Source organism: Flagellimonas profundi (assembly GCF_017313275.1).
GTDB lineage: Bacteria > Bacteroidota > Bacteroidia > Flavobacteriales > Flavobacteriaceae > Flagellimonas > Flagellimonas profundi.
This window is the reverse complement of the sequence record NZ_JAFLNM010000001.1, coordinates 1,879,916-1,897,430: the sequence shown is the minus strand read 5'-3', so window position 1 is coordinate 1,897,430 and position 17,515 is coordinate 1,879,916. Positions and strand designations below refer to the sequence as shown.

Genomic DNA, 17,515 nt, shown 5'->3' with positions numbered 1-17,515 from the left:
CCCAAATTGAATGAAAAAAATAATCTACATATTGCTATTTGCCAGTTTTGGTATGCTTCAGGCGCAACAATGGCAAGAAAATTTTGATGATGCACTGGCCAAGGCCTCCGCTGAGGACAAACCCATTGTTTTGGTGTTTTCGGGCTCCGATTGGTGTGCTCCCTGCATCCGCTTAAAACGACATATTTTTGATAGCGATGAGTTCAAGGCATATGCTTTGGAACATTATGTTATGTATGATGCGGACTTCCCACGTAAAAAGAAGAACCAATTGTCGGAGGAAAAACTGAATGTAAATAAGTCCTTGGTAGAAAAATATAACCCAAGAGGTTATTTTCCATTGGTGGTGGTTATGGACAAAGACCAAAATGTTTTGGGCACCACAGGTTTTGTGGCCCGAACCAGTCCTGAAAAATATATCAAGACCCTGAATAAATTCCTCAAATGAAAACCTTTGGTGCCTTGGCCTGCAGTCTTTGTTGCCTGCTGTCGTTCGGGCAGTCGAGGCAAACGGATGTTACGGTAAAAAAGACCCTGAAATTGATGGGTACCCGGTTCGAGATTACTGTGGTGGCACCGAACGAGGAAATTGGATATATCAACATAGATGTAGCGGTTTCCGAAATTGAGCGAATAGAAAGTGTCATTTCATCTTGGAACGAAAATTCGGAAACGTCCCTGATCAACAAAAATGCGGGAATAAAGCCCGTTAAGGTAAGTCGGGAGCTGTTTAACCTGATTGAGCGGGCCATTAAAATATCCGAACTAACCGATGGGGCCTTTGATATTACCTACGCCTCTATGGACCATATCTGGAAGTTCGATGGTACCATGGATAAAGTTCCGACCGAAGCGGAAATTCGTAATTCGGTTTCAAAAGTAGGGTTTAAAAAGATTCAATTGGATGTGGAAAACCAAACCGTATTCCTTCCCGAAAAAGGGATGCGCATTGGATTTGGTGCCATTGGTAAGGGCTATGCCGCCGATAGGGCAAAGGATCTTCTCGTTTCCAAGGATGTAAAAGGTGGCATCATCAATGCTTCTGGCGACTTGACAACTTGGGGAACCAAGGTGACGGGAGAAAAATGGTTGGTGGGTATCGCCAATCCACTCAGTAAGGACAAGGTGTTTAGTTGGTTGCCCATAGTGGAGTCCTCTGTGGCCACTTCGGGAAACTACGAAAAATATATTATGTTAAATGGAGAGAAATATTCGCATATCATAGATCCCAGAACGGGTTACCCGACCAAAGGCATCAATAGTGTCTCCATTTTCGCCAAACAAGCAGAATTGTGCGATGCTTTGGCAACTGCCGTTTTTACAATGGGCCGAGATGTAGGTTTGCATATGATCAATCAGATTGATGGGGTAGAGGCCGTTGTGGTGGATTCCGAGAATAAAGTTCATAAAAGTTCAGGTATCATGTTCGATACGAATTAGTACATTTAATATATGGGAAAACCGTTTTTTTTATTGTTGCTTTTGATTTTTTCCAGTTCCTGCGTAGCCGTCCGGGAATACGATAAGGTATACGTGAACGACGAAGAAATGCAGTTGAGTGCAAGACCGTGCGAACGGTTCGAGACCAATTTCCATATTTACAGGGAAGCTTCCTCTGGTGCCAATGGCGGTAAAACAGGAGGTGGATGCGGATGTAATTGATAATGAATCTGTCCAATCGATTTAAAAACTTATGATCCAGTTGTCCAAATCATCAAAACCCGTTTCCGCAGTCCTGTTCTTTTTTGTGACGTTCATGGGGTGGGCACAGCAAGGTGATACCTCTTACAAGCGAAGGGTTTTGGAGGCAAGTGAGGTCGATTTGTTGTTCAGTTATTACAACCAAGATGGTCAAAATGCTGCCGTAACTGGAGGTGAGGGCACCGAGGAATTAACGGATGCCACTTCCAGCATTGTCCTTCGAATGCCCATGAACGAAGATGATATTTTAACGGTGGATGTTGGGCTGTCGGCCTATACTTCGGCATCTTCCAGTAACGTGAATCCGTTGGATGGGGGTCTCAATGTTACTCCTTTTGATGCCTCTTCGGGTGAATCACGGAAGGATGTGTTGGCCTATATCAATCCAACCTATCAGCATAGCTCGGACGACCGGAACACCATTTGGAGTGCCAATGCCTATTTTTCATCGGAATACGATTATTTTTCGATAGGGTTTGGTGGTAGCTTTACTAAATTGTTCAATGAAAAAAACACTGAAATTACCCTTAGCGGTCGTGTGTTTTTGGATAAGTGGAATTCACAATACCCGATAGAGTTACGCGATGGTTTTTTTGATGATCGCATCACGGGAAACGGCACTTACAATCCACTTTTTACAGCGTTTGATAACGAGAACAGGAATTCTTACTCACTTTCCCTAAGCTTCTCCCAGATTTTGAGCCAAAAATTGCAGGGAGCGTTGTTTATGGATTTGGTTTCCCAGAACGGATTATTGAGTACGCCATTCCAACGGGTCTACTTTGCCGATTTTGAGGATTTTTATATTGATGAGTTCCAATTGGCGGATAATGTGGAGCAATTGCCCGATAACCGATTTAAAATACCTCTGGGCGGTCGGTTGAATTATTATTTGAACGATTTGGTGATTCTGCGTTCCTACTACCGTTTTTATTGGGATGATTGGGGCGTGAGTTCGCACACGGCAAGTCTGGAAGTTCCCTTTAAGCTTACGGATAAATTTACCTTGTATCCGACCTACCGCTACTATACCCAAACCGCTGCGGATTATTTTTATCCCAAAGAACAGGCGTTGTCCACCTACGAGTTTTATACTTCGGATTATGATTTGTCGAACTACGATGCCCATCAATATGGGATTGGGGTGCAGTACAAGGATATTTTTACAAGTGCTCGAGTCCTTAATTTTGGATTGAAAACCATTAACCTGCGATTTAGCCAATACGATAGGAGTGATGGCCTTAATGCGTTCATCGTTACCCTGGGGACTACTTTTGTTGGGAATTGATAGGTAAATACCCTTCGCTTTCGAGGTCTTCCATATTGTAGATCAATTTAGAGCACCCATTTTTCAGGAAATATAGATCATCACTTAACGACACTATTTCTTCATACAAATGATCTGTAAGTAGTATAATTTTATCCACTTTTTTATGCGCAATGATATCCTTGATTTTCGAAACGTACAGGGGTGCTAAATTAGAAAAGGGTTCATCAAGAAGGATAATATTTTTGTCGCTGTTCAATATGAGGTAGGTTTCCAACAATCTGAGTTCACCACCGGACAGATTGGAGGTATAGTGATTTTTAAAGGGTTTGAAGTGTTCAAAATCATTTATAAAGGTCCCCCAATCAACATTGAACAATTTGAGGCTGCTGCCAACTTTCATATTTCTGGTAAGCAACCTTTGTTGAGGTAAATAAGCCACTTGATTTTTTTGGAACAATGGCGATTTTATCAATTTGCCATCAATCCGGATGGATTTGTATTTTGGACTTAAACTTCCGAATAAAATGTTGAGCAAAGAAGTTTTTCCAGAGCCGTTTCTTCCCAAAATTCCAGTGACTTTTCCCTTCTCGGCTTTTAAATACACACCTCTCAAAATGGTTTTGCCATCAAAGGAAAGTTCTATGTTGTCGATTTCAAGAATCAAAAGAAAAAGATGATATAAACAATTACGGATATCAGTAAATCAAATGCAAAGGAAAGAGACAATAAACCGACCTTGGAAATCCCGAAGTTTTGATATAAAACCAAATCTTTTGAATATCTTGAATCTGAAAACCTTAGGATGAATAATCCGATAAAAATCAGTTTCAAAACAATTATTGAAGAAAAAGGTGCTTTAAAAAGCATGAACAGAATTGCTATCAATGTGGAAGCCAAGAGAATGGTTTTATAGAAAAGAAAAACCAGTAGGTATGTTTTAAGACGGAATAATGGAACCATGGTATTTATTAAATGTACAAATTAATCGTAAATTCGCATTCCTATAGGAGGATTGATTTATGCTAGACAAACTCAACATTGTAAAACAGCGTTTTGATGAGGTTTCGGACCTGATCATACAACCCGAAATTATTGCTGACCAAAAAAGGTACGTAAAGCTCAATAAGGAGTATAAGGACCTTAAAGTGCTCTGCGATAAGCGTGACGAATACATTACCCTTACCAAGAATATTGAGGAGGCCGAGGAAATCATCGCAGATGGAAGTGATGAGGAAATGGTGGAAATGGCCAAAATGCAGTTGGATGAGGCCAAAAGTGCCATGCCCAAATTGGAAGAGGAAATCAAATACTTACTTATTCCCAAAGACCCTGAGGACGAGAAAAACGTGGTAATGGAGATCCGTGCGGGAACGGGAGGTGATGAGGCCAGTATTTTTGCGGGCGATTTGTTCCGTATGTATACCAAATATTGCGAATCCAAGGGTTGGAAGACCAATGTTATCGACTTGAGCGAGGGAACTAGCGGCGGATACAAGGAAATCCACTTTGAGGTAAACGGCGAAGATGTTTACGGAACGCTTAAGTTTGAGGCAGGGGTGCACCGTGTGCAGCGTGTTCCACAGACCGAGACCCAAGGTAGGGTGCATACCAGTGCAGCTACCGTAATGGTGATTCCCGAAGCAGAGGAGTTTGATGTTCAGATAGACCCAAAAGATGTTCGGATCGATTATTTCTGCTCGTCCGGACCAGGCGGACAGTCGGTAAACACCACCTATTCTGCAGTGCGTTTAACGCACGAACCTACGGGTATCGTGGCGCAATGTCAGGATGAAAAATCCCAGCACAAAAACAAGGACAAAGCGTTTAAAGTGCTTCGTTCCCGTTTGTACGATATGGAATTGGCCAAAAAACAAGCTGAAGATGCCGCCAAACGTAACTCTCAGGTAAGTAGTGGTGACCGTTCGGCCAAAATCCGTACCTACAATTATCCGCAGGGCAGGGTGACCGATCACAGAATTGGGCTGACCCTTTACGATCTGCAGAATATTATGAACGGTGATATCCAAAAAATAATCGATGAGTTGATGCTGGTGGAAAACACCGAGAAACTCAAAGAAGCTTCGGAGATATTTTAATCTGTTAAATTCAACTCCCGTACGATCGAGACCCTATCAAAATGAAGATTGAAGACTTAATTGCCCAAATACATCAAAAGAAATCGTTCCTCTGTGTTGGTCTCGACACCGATTTGGATAAAATACCGAAGCATCTCCTAAAAGAAGATGATCCCATTTTTGCTTTTAATAAAGCTATTATAGATGCTACACATGCTTATTGTGTGGCCTATAAACCTAATATCGCTTTTTATGAAGCCTATGGCCTACAAGGGTGGAGGTCCTTGGAGCGAACCATGGAGTATTTGAATGCAAACCATCCCGAAATATTCACCATTGCGGATGCCAAGCGTGGGGATATAGGGAATACTTCCACACGCTATGCCAAGGCTTTTTTTGAGACCATGGACTTTGACTCCATAACCATTGCGCCCTATATGGGCAAGGATTCTGTGGAACCCTTTTTGGAGTTCGAGGATAGGCATACCATTTTATTGGCCCTTACATCCAACCAAGGTGCTTTTGATTTTCAGACCAAAAAGGTGGATGGGCAGGAACTGTACAAAGAAGTGTTGTCCGTTTCCAAAATGTACAAAGGCTCAGAACGGTTGATGTATGTGGTAGGGGCAACGAAGGCCACGTATTTGGAAGATATCCGAAAGATTGTTCCAGAAAACTTTTTATTGGTGCCCGGGGTCGGTGCGCAAGGTGGAAGTTTACAGGAAGTGTGCAAATACGGAATTACCAAGGATGTAGGTTTGTTGGTGAATTCTTCCCGTGGCATTTTATATGCTTCCAACGAGTTGGATTTTGCAGAAATTGCTGCAAAAAAGGCAAAGGAAATCCAGCAAGAAATGGAAATTGAACTGGCTAAACTGAAATAGGCCTCACCTACAAGCTTTCCAAAACCTTTTTGATACTCTGTGCCTTGCTTTTAAAGAATTCGCCCAACTGATTGTCCTTTCCGGAAACACTTGCAGCTTTTTCCATAAAATTTTTGTGCATTACCTCCAAAACCGAAGCGGCTTGGCTTAGTCCAGTAATGGGGGTAACCGATCCAACTTTGCAATATTGATTATTCATAGCCCTCAAGATTTGTTAATAACAAAGATACGTTCAAAACAGGCATATAGATTATGATAAATGTTGGTATACACCTAGAAATCAGGTTATTTATCTAAAATTTAACGTAACCCCAACCATTTTGGTGGATTTGCTTACATTTTGTTAGAATAAAATTAACGTACCTTTAAAAGGTACTGGTAGGCAAGTAAATAAATCTCTTATGCGAAGGTTGGTATGTGTTTTCACTTTGTTTTTTTGTCTTGGTTTACAGGCACAGGAACCGGTAAATTGTAATTGTTGCTCCAAGGACCATAAAGCGTTTGATTTTTGGATCGGCGAATGGGAAGTGGTCAATTCCAAAGATGGTTCTCCCGCAGGTTCCAGTGTAATCCAAAAGGAGGAAGATGGTTGCGTAATCAGGGAAAATTGGACCAGTGTCAAAGCAGGTTATACTGGAACGAGCCTTAATTTTTTCAACGCCCAGAGTAATCAGTGGGAACAATTGTGGATAGATAATAGCGGTTCTTTTTTAAAATTGAAAGGAAATCGGAAAGGGAACCAAATGGTTTTGATGTCCGACGAGTTCACAAAAGCTGACGGTAAAAAATATTGGAACCGCATTACTTGGACCAAAAACAACAATGGAACGGTAAGGCAACTTTGGGAGGTTCTTGATGAGTCTGGGAATGCCTCTATTTTATTTGATGGGCTTTACAGAAAGCATACAAAATAAAAAACCGGTGAGAAACACCGGTTTTTAAACTAACTAACTCAAAAAAATGCTAACTCAGATAACTTGTACAAAATTCAAGTTTAACCTTCAGGTCAAGGTTAATTTAACTTTAGGATTTTGTTATAATTATACTTAATTATTACAGTTATAACGCATTACCTATAAAGTTATTACATTTTTCTTAAAAAATTGTGATTAATCTTGTAGAGCGAATACTTTTTTTAACAAATTTGTTGTGCGAGAGGAAACTTTTGTCCTAATTTCCTTTTCTTCAACGGCAATCATGGTGTAGACTCCCTCCAAGGCTTCATTGGTAGTATAATCGGTTAAATCTGGATTGACATTGTTGGTCAAGGGTAAGCTGTTATACTTTGTGATAATGTTGCTCCATATTTGGTCTGCACCTACTTTTTGAAAGGAGTTTTTAATAATAGGATTGAATTTATTGTATAACTGGCTCTTTGTAGCTTGCTGTAAATATTGGGTCGCTGCATTATCGTTCCCCAACAAAATCTGTTTGGCATCATTAAAAGTGATACCCTTTACGGCATCTACAAAAATAGGCGTGGCTTCACCAACGGCATCTTCTGCAGCGCGGTTGATAATTCTCAACCCCTCATCTGCCAAGCTGGACAAACCGATATCTCGAAGCGTTTTGTCCACTTTCTGTAATTCCTCTGGAAGCAGAATTTTGACCAATTCGTTTTTGTAAAATCCATTTTCACTGGTCAGTTTGTTCACTTGTTTTTCAATGCCCATGTTAAGGGCTTCCCGCAATCCTTGTGCGATTTCGGCATTTCCAATTCCATTTGTTCCTTGGGGCAGTTGGTTTACAACTTGTTGCAGTTCGGCACATCCTACAAGTTGGAAAGCTAAAAAGCATAGCAATAATCTTTTCATGGTTAAATATTTAAATGGATATGAAAATACTTCGAATCACCTTAAAACCGACTGATTTCGAGATTTTTTAGGTGAAATCACCTCAATTCAAAAATCAATCCGCTTTTGGCACCAATTTCTATGGTTTGATTCAGCTCGTATGCAGCGCCTGAATTTATTTCCCATCCTTTATTGAATCCTTGCATACCTTCGGAAAATCGCTCAAGGTTAATTTTTTGGTCTTTGTCGGAACTGTTCAAAACCACCATTACGGTTTCATCAGGATCATTGGGCAAGTATCTAAAGTATACGTAGATGTTATTTACAGGGGAAAAATGAAGTGTTTTCCCGAAATGGACAGCTGGTTTGCCTTTTCGCCAGTTCAATAGTTTTTTGGTGAAATCAAAATACTTGTTTTGTGCAACAGTTCTTCCATCGCTGGTATAGGCATTATGTTCATCTCCTGGCCATCCACCTGGAAAATCCCGGCGAATATCACCATCGCCCTTACTTTTGTCTCCCAACATTCCTATTTCATCACCATAATAAATTTGGGGTATTCCACGCAATGTCAGTATTAAGGTGAGAGCCAGTTTGTATTTGTCCAAGTCGCTCTCAAATTCCTGATTGATACGATTAACATCATGGTTGCCCATTTTTATCAGTAGATTATTGATGTTGGGATATAGGAAATCCTTGGTCAAATGGTTATAAACCCTATAAACACCACCACTCCAATTCTGCTCATCCTCATTGAAAACTTGTAATAGAATATCGTGCAATGGGAAATCCATCACTGTGGGCAAATTGGAATTAAACCCTTGTATGGCACCAACTTTACTGTCTTTTTGCCAATAGGCGATATGGGCCGTGTCATGCATAAAAGTTTCCCCCATAATATTGAAGTTGGGGTATTCTTCCATCACACGGGTCACCCACTCGGTAATTCCCTGCTTGTCATTGTAAGGATAAGTGTCTACCCGGATGCCATCCAAATCCCCGCTTTCTATCCACCAAATGGCATTTTGCACCAAGTAGTTGATCACCATGGGGTTGCTTTCGTTCATGTCGGGCATGGTGTAATCAAACCATCCATCCATGCAGCCCTTGGCATCAAGCTGTGATGCATTGGGGTCAAATTGAGTGGTTTGTATGTAATTGCTTCTTTTAAAACCATTTTCTCCACCTTCCCAATAATGAATCCAATCTTTGGATGGTAGATCTTGAATGAGCCAATGGCTTATGCCCCAATGGTTGGGAACAAAATCCATGATATGTTTCATGTCTCGTTTATGGAGTTCGGCGGAAAGCTTGGCAAAATCTTCATTGGAACCATAACGTGGGTCAATTTTATAAAGATCGCTACAAGCATAGCCATGGTACGAATACACTTTTTCGTTATCCAAAGTGAGCGGTGTGCTCCACAGCGTGGTCGCTCCCAGTTCGTGGATGTAGTCCAAATGATCTATGATGCCTTGAATATCGCCGCCATGCCGCCCACCTTGATGGTCTCGGTTGGCTTTTTCTATAGTCTCCGGTGTACTGTCGTTTGATGGGTTTCCATTGGCAAATCGGTCCGGCATTATAAGATATATGACATCTGATGAGTCAAACCCTTTTCTTTGATCTGAATTTTCTCTTCTTGCTTTGAACTCATAATCAAAAGAATCAATCGTTCTTCGACCCTTTTTAAGGAATAACGTTTGAATTCCAGGCGATAACTCCTCCGTGTCGACCGTTACAAATAAATAATTGGGATTTTCCGTTTTCACTACCTTTTTGATGGTAATGTTCCCAGAAAATTCAGGGACTAGGTCGCTTATGTTGTCCCCATAGACCAAAATTTCCAATGCTGTCTGTTGCATCCCGACCCACCAGTTAGGTGGTTCCACACGTTCTATTTGACCAGATGCCACTCCACAAATGGTGAATAGAACAAGAGTTATAAGATTTCTCATGAATATAAGTTCAGTTGGAAGTTCCTCCTTTTAGGATTGATGGGAAACACGCAACGGTTGCTCGTTAACGATTACCTCAAGGGCGTCACCTTCGTCAATATTAAATACCGCTCCATCCTGCGTAACGGTTACTTTCAAAATTCGATTCCTAAAGTTGATTTTAAAGGAATACATTTCCCATTGTTCTGGTATTTTGGGAGAAAAACAAAGTGTACCACCCTTGATTCGCATCCCACCAAAACCTTCTACAATACTCATCCAGGTTCCGGCCATGGAGGTAATGTGCAATCCCTCTTCTACCTCTTTGTTGTAATCGTCCAAATCCAATCTTGACGTACGGAGATAAAAAGTGTAGGCTTGCTCCATTCGGTCCAATTTTGCGGCTTGAACAGAGTGTACACATGGGGATAGCGAAGACTCGTGAACGGTGAACGGCTCATAAAAATCGAAATGTTTTTCCAGTTCCTCGTCAGTAAAGTGGTCTTCAAAGAAATAAAATCCTTGAAGTGTATCCGCCTGTTTGATATATGGGGAGCGTAAAATCCTGTCCCAGCTCCAATGTTGGTTGATCGGGCGTTCTTTTTTATCCAGATCTGCCACGCGGATCAAATCCTTATCCAAAAATCCATCTTGCTGGAGGTAAACCCCATGCTCTTCTGAACGAGGGAAGTACATATGCGCAGCTACTTTTTTCCAAAGCCCCGTCTCCTCGTTGTTCAACTGGGTCTTCTCAATTACCCTTTTATAATCCTCTGGATAATTCTGTTGCACGTGTTCCAATTGCTCCAAGGCATATTCCAAACACCATTTGGCCAAGTAATTTGTGTACCAATTGTTGTTTACGTTATTTTCATACTCGTTTGGACCGGTTACACCAAGCATTACATATTTGTTGCGATGTGCGGACCAATTTACCCGTTGCTGCCAAAAACGGGCTATTCCGATCAGAACTTCCAATCCCATTTCTGGAACGTAGCTGTAATCTTCGGTATATCTTGTGTAGTTGTAAATGGCGTATGCTATGGCTCCGTTCCTGTGGATCTCTTCAAATGTGATTTCCCATTCGTTATGGCATTCTTCACCGTTCATGGTGACCATGGGATAGAGGGCCGCACCATTTTTAAAACCGAGCTTTTCAGCGTTTTCGATGGCTTTCTCTAGATGGTTGTACCTGTATTTGAGCAGTTTTCGGGCTACTTCCTGATTTTTGGTCGCCATATAAAATGGAAGACAGTACGCTTCCGTGTCCCAATAGGTACTTCCACCATATTTTTCACCGGTAAATCCTTTGGGGCCAATATTAAGCTTGGAATCGGTTCCAGTATAGGTCTGGTTCAGTTGAAAAATATTGAAGCGAATGCCTTGCTGAGCTTTAACATCTCCGTCGATGTTGATGTCGCTCATTTCCCAAATTTGCCCCCAAGCTTTTTTCTGTTCTTCCAAAAGACCATCAAAGCCAAGAGATGAGACTTGGTCCAATGTTTTATTGGCAGCTTCGGTTAATTTGTTGGCCTTGTGATTGCGGTCCACCGTGTATCCGCCAAATTTTACCAAGCTTACTTTTTCTCCTTTTTTTATGTTTTGCGCGAATTGAAAGCCAACGGAAAGTTCTTCTTTGGTTTCGGAATCAGGAGTTGTTGATAAGGTGTCGTTATAAATCAAATGGGCTTGCATAAAGGTGCATACATTAAAATGGGTTTTCATGGTATGCGACTCGATAAAGGCCCTGTTCTTTTCTGTTTTGATGCTTGTGGTATTCCAAAATTTATCGTCCCAGTTACTGTCTTCATTGGTGATGCCCGAATCGATATAAGGTTTAAAAACCACCTCTGCATCCGAATTAAGAGGGGCGATTTCAAACTTGATGGCTCCAACTTCATCATGGGACAGACTCAGAAATCGTGTGGCAACTACTTCAATTTCTATATTGTTGGATGTGGTAGCTAAGAAATTTCTTCGATACCACCCTTCTTTCATGTTCAGTTCCCTCTTAAAGTTTTTAATGTTGGTACAAGTGGCCAAATCCAAGGGTGTGCCATTTATCTCTATATCAATTCCAATCCAATTCGGGGCATTCAATACTTTGGCAAAGTATTCAGGATAACCGTTTTTCCACCACCCCACACGGGTTTTGTCGGGATAATAGACTCCTCCAATATAGCTTCCTTGAAAAGTAGGGCCAGAATATGATTCTTCAAAATTGGCACGTTGCCCCATGGCACCATTACCAATACTGAAAAGGCTTTCTGAAGATTTGACTCGATCTTGGTCAAAACCTTCTTCAATAATGCTCCATGGGTTGGGTTGTATGTAGTCTTGATTCATTGTAAAAATGATTGATGTTGTGTTTATTTAATGTTTACTTGCTGATTAGAAGATACGTAATCTTTCCCCTAAGAAAAAATCACGGTTTTATTGTTGTATACCATGGTTTTCCGTGCTACGTGAAGCTGCACCGCACGGGAAAGAACAATACGCTCCAAGTCCCTTCCTTTGGCTATAAAATCCTTTACGGAATGGGTATGTGAAACTGTGGTCACATCCTGTTCAATGATAGGCCCGGCATCCAAATCCGCTGTAACGTAATGGCTTGTTGCACCAATAATCTTAACGCCCCTTTTAAAAGCGGCGTGGTAAGGTTTTGCCCCTGCAAAGGCAGGTAAAAAAGAATGGTGGATATTGATGATTTTCTGTGGGAACACATCAATCACCTTTGGTGATACTATTTGCATGTACCTCGCCAAAACAATAAAATCAACCCCATATTGTTCCAAAAGCTCCAGTTGCCTGTCCTCGGCTTCGGATTTATTTTCTTTGGTCACGGGAATATAAAAATAGGGGATGTCAAACTGTTCCGCTACATATTCCAAATCCTTATGGTTGCTTAAGATAAAGGGGATATCCACCGACAACTCACCAGAATTGTAACGGCTCAGCAAATCATAAAGGCAATGATTGTATTTGGAAACAAAAATGGCCATTTTGGGTCGGTACACATCGGTATAGGCGTCCCATTCCATATGAAACTCAGTAGCCAATTCCTGTTTAAAATCCTCTTTAAACTTGGATAGGTCCAATTCCTGTTCAAACTCACTTTTTAAACGCATAAAAAAAACGCCAGCTTGTTTGTCCACATGTTGGTCCAAATAAACCACGTTCCCTTTTTGTTGATGGATAAAAGTGGTTACCGAGCGGATGATTCCCGATTGGTCTGGACAATTGATAAGGATGGTCAGTTTCATTGGACACATTTAGGCGGATAAAATTATGGTATTCAAAAAAGGAAGCCCAAAGATTTAATATTTTTTATACAATCTTAATCAAAATCAATTTTCAATTGCATTTTCTGTAAATTGCAGAGCAAAATCAGACCTTTTATTGCAGATGGAACAAATTAAACCCTACAAGCCTAACCATAAAATAAGAATTGTTACCGCAGCATCCCTGTTCGATGGGCATGATGCAGCAATTAATATTATGCGAAGAATCATCCAAGCTACTGGGGTCGAGGTGATTCATTTAGGACACGATAGGAGTGTGGCAGAAGTGGTGGATTGTGCGATCCAAGAGGATGCCAATGCCATTGCAATGACATCATACCAAGGTGGGCACAACGAATACTTCCGATATATGTTCGATTTGTTGAAAGAAAGAGGTGCGAGCCATATCAAAATTTTTGGTGGCGGTGGCGGTGTTATCCTACCTGAAGAGATAAAGGAACTGATGGATTACGGCATTGAACGGATTTATTCTCCCGATGACGGTCGGGAAATGGGTCTTCAGGGTATGATCAATGATTTGGTGGAACGATGTGATAATGCAGTTCCCGATTTGGACCTTCCCAAAGAAAAAACTCTTGAAGATGAACTCAAGGCTAAACATCCCAACACCTTGGCACGGTTGATTTCTTTGGCTGAAAACCGCCACGAAGCGTTTGAAAAATATCAACCAGTCATTGAAAAAGCCGAAAATAATGTTCCCGTTTTAGGAATTACGGGAACTGGAGGAGCTGGTAAATCCAGTTTGGTAGATGAATTGGTACGCCGATTTTTAATAGATTTTCCTGATAAACACATTGGGATTGTTTCCGTGGACCCATCCAAACGAAAAACAGGTGGCGCCCTTTTGGGAGATAGAATACGAATGAACGCAATCAATAACGATAGGGTATACATGCGTTCGTTGGCCACCCGGCAGTCTAATTTGGCTTTGTCCAAATATGTAGCGGAGGCGGTACAAGTTCTAAAAGCAGCAAAATATGACCTGATCATCCTGGAAACCTCAGGGATAGGTCAATCCGATACAGAAATATTGGAACACAGCGATATATCGCTTTATGTGATGACACCGGAATTTGGTGCGGCCACACAATTGGAGAAAATCGATATGCTGGACTTCGCCGATATTGTTGCTATCAACAAATTTGATAAACGGGGGGCTTTGGATGCGATTCGCGATGTGAAAAAGCAATATGCCCGAAACCATGGATTATGGCATACCAATGAAGACGAACTCCCAATTTTTGGTACCATTGCTTCGCAGTTCAATGATCCTGGAATGAACAACCTTTATAAAAAGGTGATGGAAACCTTGGTGGAGAAAGCAGGTTCCACTTTGAACTCCACTCTGGAGATCACCCAGGAAATGTCGGAGAAAATCTATGTGATTCCACCATCCCGAACACGATATTTATCAGAGATAGCCGAAAACAACAGGGGTTATGATGCCAAGGCAAAGGAAGAGGCCAAAATAGCCCAAAAACTTTACGGTATCTTTTTGACAATGGCATCCACATTGGAAATGGACCAAGAACAGGCAGAAGCATTGTTCTTGGATAAATCGGGCTTGAATGAAGAGAAAATCGAATCCCACATCAAAAATGGGGCATCCAAGGAATTGATAAACCTGCTCATCAAGGAATTTGATCGGGTAAAAATGCACTTGAACCCACACCATTGGGAGGCCCTTTTAAAATGGAAAGAAAAAGTTGACCGCTACAAAGCAGAAATCTACTCCTTTAAAGTGAGGGACAAGGAAGTCAACATTAAAACACATACCGAATCCTTATCGCACAGTCAGATTCCAAAAGTGTCCTTGCCCAAGTACAAAGCGTGGGGGGATATCTTACAATGGATCTTGCAGGAAAATGTTCCAGGCGAATTCCCATACACTGCGGGACTGTATCCTTTTAAAAGGGAAGGGGAAGATCCTACCCGAATGTTTGCAGGTGAAGGCGGCCCAGAGCGGACCAACCGTCGATTCCATTATGTGAGTATGGATATGCCCGCCAAACGATTGTCCACCGCATTTGATTCGGTGACCTTATACGGGAACGATCCAGACCATAGACCGGATATCTACGGAAAAATTGGTAATGCAGGAGTGTCCATCTGCTGTTTGGACGACGCCAAAAAACTGTATTCCGGTTTTGACCTGAGCAGCCCAATGACCTCAGTAAGTATGACTATTAATGGTCCCGCGCCCATGCTTTTGGCCTTTTTTATGAACGCAGCCATTGATCAAAACTGCGAGAAGTATATCAAGGAGAATGGTTTGGAAAAAGAGACCGAAGATAAGATCAAGACTATTTTTAAAGAGAAAGGGATGGCACAGCCCAACTATTACGGCGAACTTCCCGAAGGGAACAATGGCCTTGGGTTGATGCTCTTGGGCGTAACGGGAGACCAAGTGCTTCCCGAAAGTGTATACCAAGAAATAAGGACCAAGACCCTGAACCAGGTTCGTGGTACGGTGCAGGCTGATATTTTAAAAGAAGACCAAGCACAGAACACCTGTATTTTTTCGACCGAATTTGCACTGCGATTGATGGGCGATGTACAGGAGTATTTTATTGAGCAAAAGGTGCGCAATTTCTACTCGGTTTCCATTTCGGGCTATCATATTGCCGAGGCGGGGGCCAATCCTATCACCCAGTTGGCCTTTACACTTTCCAATGGTTTTACCTATGTGGAATACTACTTGAGCCGTGGAATGGACATCAACAAGTTTGGTCCAAACCTTTCGTTCTTCTTTTCCAACGGAGTGGACCCGGAATATGCGGTCATTGGGCGTGTGGCTCGACGCATTTGGTCTAAGGCCCTAAAGGAAAAATATGGGGCCAATCCAAGGGCTCAGATGTTGAAATACCACATCCAAACCTCAGGAAGAAGCCTGCACGCACAGGAAATCGATTTTAACGATATCCGTACCACACTTCAGGCATTATATGCGATTTATGACAATTGCAATTCTTTGCATACCAATGCTTATGATGAGGCGATCACTACGCCTACAGAGGAGTCTGTCCGAAGGGCAATGGCCATACAGCTGATTATCAATAAAGAACTGGGATTGGCTAAAAATGAAAATCCAATACAAGGATCTTTCATTATTGAAGAGCTGACCGATTTGGTAGAAGAGGCCGTTTTAATGGAGTTTGACAGGATTACGGAACGTGGTGGTGTACTCGGAGCAATGGAAACAATGTATCAGCGCTCCAAGATTCAAGAGGAAAGCCTTCACTATGAAACCTTGAAGCACTCGGGAGAATATCCGATTATTGGGGTAAATACATTTTTGAGTTCCAAAGGTTCGCCGACCATTTTACCGGCAGAGGTGATTCGTGCTACAGAAACTGAAAAGGAAAATCAGATAAAGACCCTGCAAAACCTTCACAAACGGGAGGCTTACGAAGCTGAAAAACAGTTGAACGAATTACAGGAAGTGGCCATCAACAATGAAAACATTTTTGAAAAATTGATGGAGGCCGCCAAATATTGCTCTTTAGGCCAGATAACCGAAGCGCTGTTCCAAGTAGGGGGGCAGTACCGAAGAAATATGTAAGGGAAATTAGTCGTTCTTGTTGATCAAGGACTTTCTCCATTTTTTAAAGGAAACCCGGAATATGCGAATCTCTTTTCTAAGAAGGTTCAGGTATTCCTTTTCTTTAACCCCGTCGCGTTCCAATCCATTGCAATAGGCCAAAATGTTACGGGTCATAATGTTTACGTAGGAAAGGCTCCTCATACGAACGGATGGACAATTGCTCAACGCGGCTTGTTCGACTTCTTTGGTTATAAGGTCAGCATCTGCCAACAAAGATTTGGAAATGTCATCTCGGAAAGAATCTATTTTGCGCAGGGACAAAATCTCTCTGTTTTGGGCAAAATAAGCCGCAACCGCTTCGCTCATGTCGCGAAGGGCCAAAGATCTACGGTATACACCAAGGGAATTAAGAGAATGTCTCTCCATGTTTTTCTAGCAATTTTGTCTTATAAAATTAAGCACGATTCAATTTTTTTTACTTTTGTTAACAAAGCTATTATTTGATTTTACTTTCGATTACAAAAAAATAGTGGTATATTTCTTTATATATGAAGATAGATGACTTGAATTGGCAAATATTGAACCATTTGCAGCAAAATGCGAGGGAATCATTCGCCCATATTGGGAGGAAAATCGGCTTGACACCACCCGCTGTGGCGGAGCGCGTGAAAAAGATGGAAGACCTTGGGATTATTGAGCGTTATGGGGCCAATATTTCTTATGTTGAAGCTGGTTATCAGCTTAAGGCCATAATTATGTTGCGGGCTTTTATGGGAAAGTTGAAGCCTTTTTTGGATAAGGTAAAAACCTTTCAGGAGGTGGTCAATTGTTATCGAATAACGGGTAATGAAAACATTATTATGGAAGTAGTGCTCAGAGATCAATCACATTTAGAAAAATTTATTGATGAACTTATCGTTTATGGAGAATGTAGGACGCACATTGTATTGTCCAATGTTGTAGCTAACTCGCCCATCAAAAAAAGTAAGGTGAGTAAATAACTTTCTTG

The 17,515-nt window shown here is 41.5% G+C and carries 16 protein-coding genes; 9 read left to right on the top strand and 7 right to left on the bottom strand.

Annotated features, from left to right (window positions below):
- Positions 1–10: 10 nt before the first annotated feature.
- Genes J0654_RS08830 through J0654_RS08815 form a run of 4 tightly spaced genes read left to right on the top strand, consistent with a single transcriptional unit; the run spans position 11 to position 2,989 of the window.
- On the top strand, positions 11–448 hold the full coding sequence (locus tag J0654_RS08830) for a thioredoxin family protein (RefSeq protein ID WP_207027798.1): 438 nt from the start codon (positions 11–13) through the stop codon (positions 446–448).
- Complete coding sequence (locus J0654_RS08825; protein WP_207027797.1) at positions 445–1,440, top strand: FAD:protein FMN transferase; 996 nt, start codon at positions 445–447, stop codon at positions 1,438–1,440. Before J0654_RS08830 ends, J0654_RS08825 begins: the two co-directional genes overlap by 4 nt.
- A 12-nt stretch (positions 1,441–1,452) precedes the next feature.
- Positions 1,453–1,662, top strand: coding sequence for a DUF4266 domain-containing protein (locus J0654_RS08820; protein WP_207027794.1), 210 nt, complete (start codon positions 1,453–1,455; stop codon positions 1,660–1,662).
- A gap of 31 nt (positions 1,663–1,693) precedes the next feature.
- Positions 1,694–2,989, top strand: a complete 1,296-nt coding sequence (locus J0654_RS08815; RefSeq protein ID WP_207027793.1) for a DUF3570 domain-containing protein — start codon at positions 1,694–1,696, stop codon at positions 2,987–2,989.
- On the opposite strand, the gene J0654_RS08810 is transcribed toward J0654_RS08815, so the two are convergent.
- Entirely contained in the window at positions 2,970–3,635 is a 666-nt protein-coding gene (locus J0654_RS08810; protein WP_207027791.1) for an ATP-binding cassette domain-containing protein, read from the bottom strand. The two genes, J0654_RS08815 and J0654_RS08810, sit on opposite strands and share 20 nt — an antisense overlap.
- Positions 3,636–3,990: 355 nt before the next feature.
- Between J0654_RS08810 and prfA the strand changes: the two genes are divergently transcribed.
- Together prfA and pyrF are read left to right on the top strand one after the other, a co-directional pair.
- Complete coding sequence (gene prfA, locus J0654_RS08805) at positions 3,991–5,067, top strand: peptide chain release factor 1 (protein WP_207027789.1); 1,077 nt, start codon at positions 3,991–3,993, stop codon at positions 5,065–5,067.
- Positions 5,068–5,108: 41 nt separating this feature from the next.
- Entirely contained in the window at positions 5,109–5,930 is an 822-nt protein-coding gene (pyrF, locus tag J0654_RS08800; RefSeq protein ID WP_207027788.1) for an orotidine-5'-phosphate decarboxylase, read from the top strand.
- Positions 5,931–5,937: 7 nt separating this feature from the next.
- On the opposite strand, the gene J0654_RS08795 is transcribed toward pyrF, so the two are convergent.
- A complete protein-coding gene (locus tag J0654_RS08795) occupies positions 5,938–6,129 on the bottom strand; it encodes a hypothetical protein (protein ID WP_207027786.1) in 192 nt (63 codons plus the stop codon).
- A 202-nt stretch (positions 6,130–6,331) separates the two neighbouring features.
- On the opposite strand from J0654_RS08795, the gene J0654_RS08790 reads away from it, so the two are divergent.
- A complete protein-coding gene (locus tag J0654_RS08790; protein WP_207027784.1) occupies positions 6,332–6,844 on the top strand; it encodes a hypothetical protein in 513 nt (170 codons plus the stop codon).
- A gap of 195 nt (positions 6,845–7,039) precedes the next feature.
- Here J0654_RS08790 and J0654_RS08785 read toward each other — a convergent pair whose 3' ends face one another.
- The 4 genes from J0654_RS08785 to purU form a co-directional block, all read right to left on the bottom strand.
- On the bottom strand, positions 7,040–7,744 hold the full coding sequence (locus J0654_RS08785; RefSeq protein ID WP_207027782.1) for a DUF4197 domain-containing protein: 705 nt from the start codon (positions 7,742–7,744) through the stop codon (positions 7,040–7,042).
- Between the two features lie 77 nt (positions 7,745–7,821).
- Positions 7,822–9,681: a glycoside hydrolase family 13 protein gene (locus tag J0654_RS08780; RefSeq protein ID WP_207027780.1), complete on the bottom strand. Its 1,860-nt coding sequence runs from the start codon at positions 9,679–9,681 to the stop codon at positions 7,822–7,824.
- Positions 9,682–9,711: 30 nt separating this feature from the next.
- Entirely contained in the window at positions 9,712–12,006 is a 2,295-nt protein-coding gene (locus tag J0654_RS08775) for a glycoside hydrolase family 65 protein (RefSeq protein ID WP_207027778.1), read from the bottom strand.
- A 68-nt stretch (positions 12,007–12,074) separates the two neighbouring features.
- Positions 12,075–12,923 (bottom strand): formyltetrahydrofolate deformylase, encoded by an 849-nt coding sequence (gene purU, locus J0654_RS08770; RefSeq protein WP_207027776.1) that lies wholly within the window; start codon positions 12,921–12,923, stop codon positions 12,075–12,077.
- Positions 12,924–13,065: 142 nt separating this feature from the next.
- Here purU and J0654_RS08765 point away from each other — a divergent pair, with 142 nt between their 5' ends.
- Positions 13,066–16,524 carry a methylmalonyl-CoA mutase family protein gene (locus J0654_RS08765; RefSeq protein WP_207027774.1) on the top strand — a complete coding sequence of 1,153 codons (3,459 nt, stop codon included), beginning with the start codon at positions 13,066–13,068 and terminating at the stop codon, positions 16,522–16,524.
- Between the two features lie 6 nt (positions 16,525–16,530).
- Here J0654_RS08765 and J0654_RS08760 read toward each other — a convergent pair whose 3' ends face one another.
- Entirely contained in the window at positions 16,531–16,932 is a 402-nt protein-coding gene (locus J0654_RS08760; RefSeq protein ID WP_207027773.1) for a hypothetical protein, read from the bottom strand.
- 122 nt (positions 16,933–17,054) lie between these two features.
- Here J0654_RS08760 and J0654_RS08755 point away from each other — a divergent pair, with 122 nt between their 5' ends.
- Positions 17,055–17,507, top strand: coding sequence for an Lrp/AsnC family transcriptional regulator (locus J0654_RS08755; RefSeq protein WP_207027769.1), 453 nt, complete (start codon positions 17,055–17,057; stop codon positions 17,505–17,507).
- Positions 17,508–17,515 lie beyond the last annotated feature (8 nt).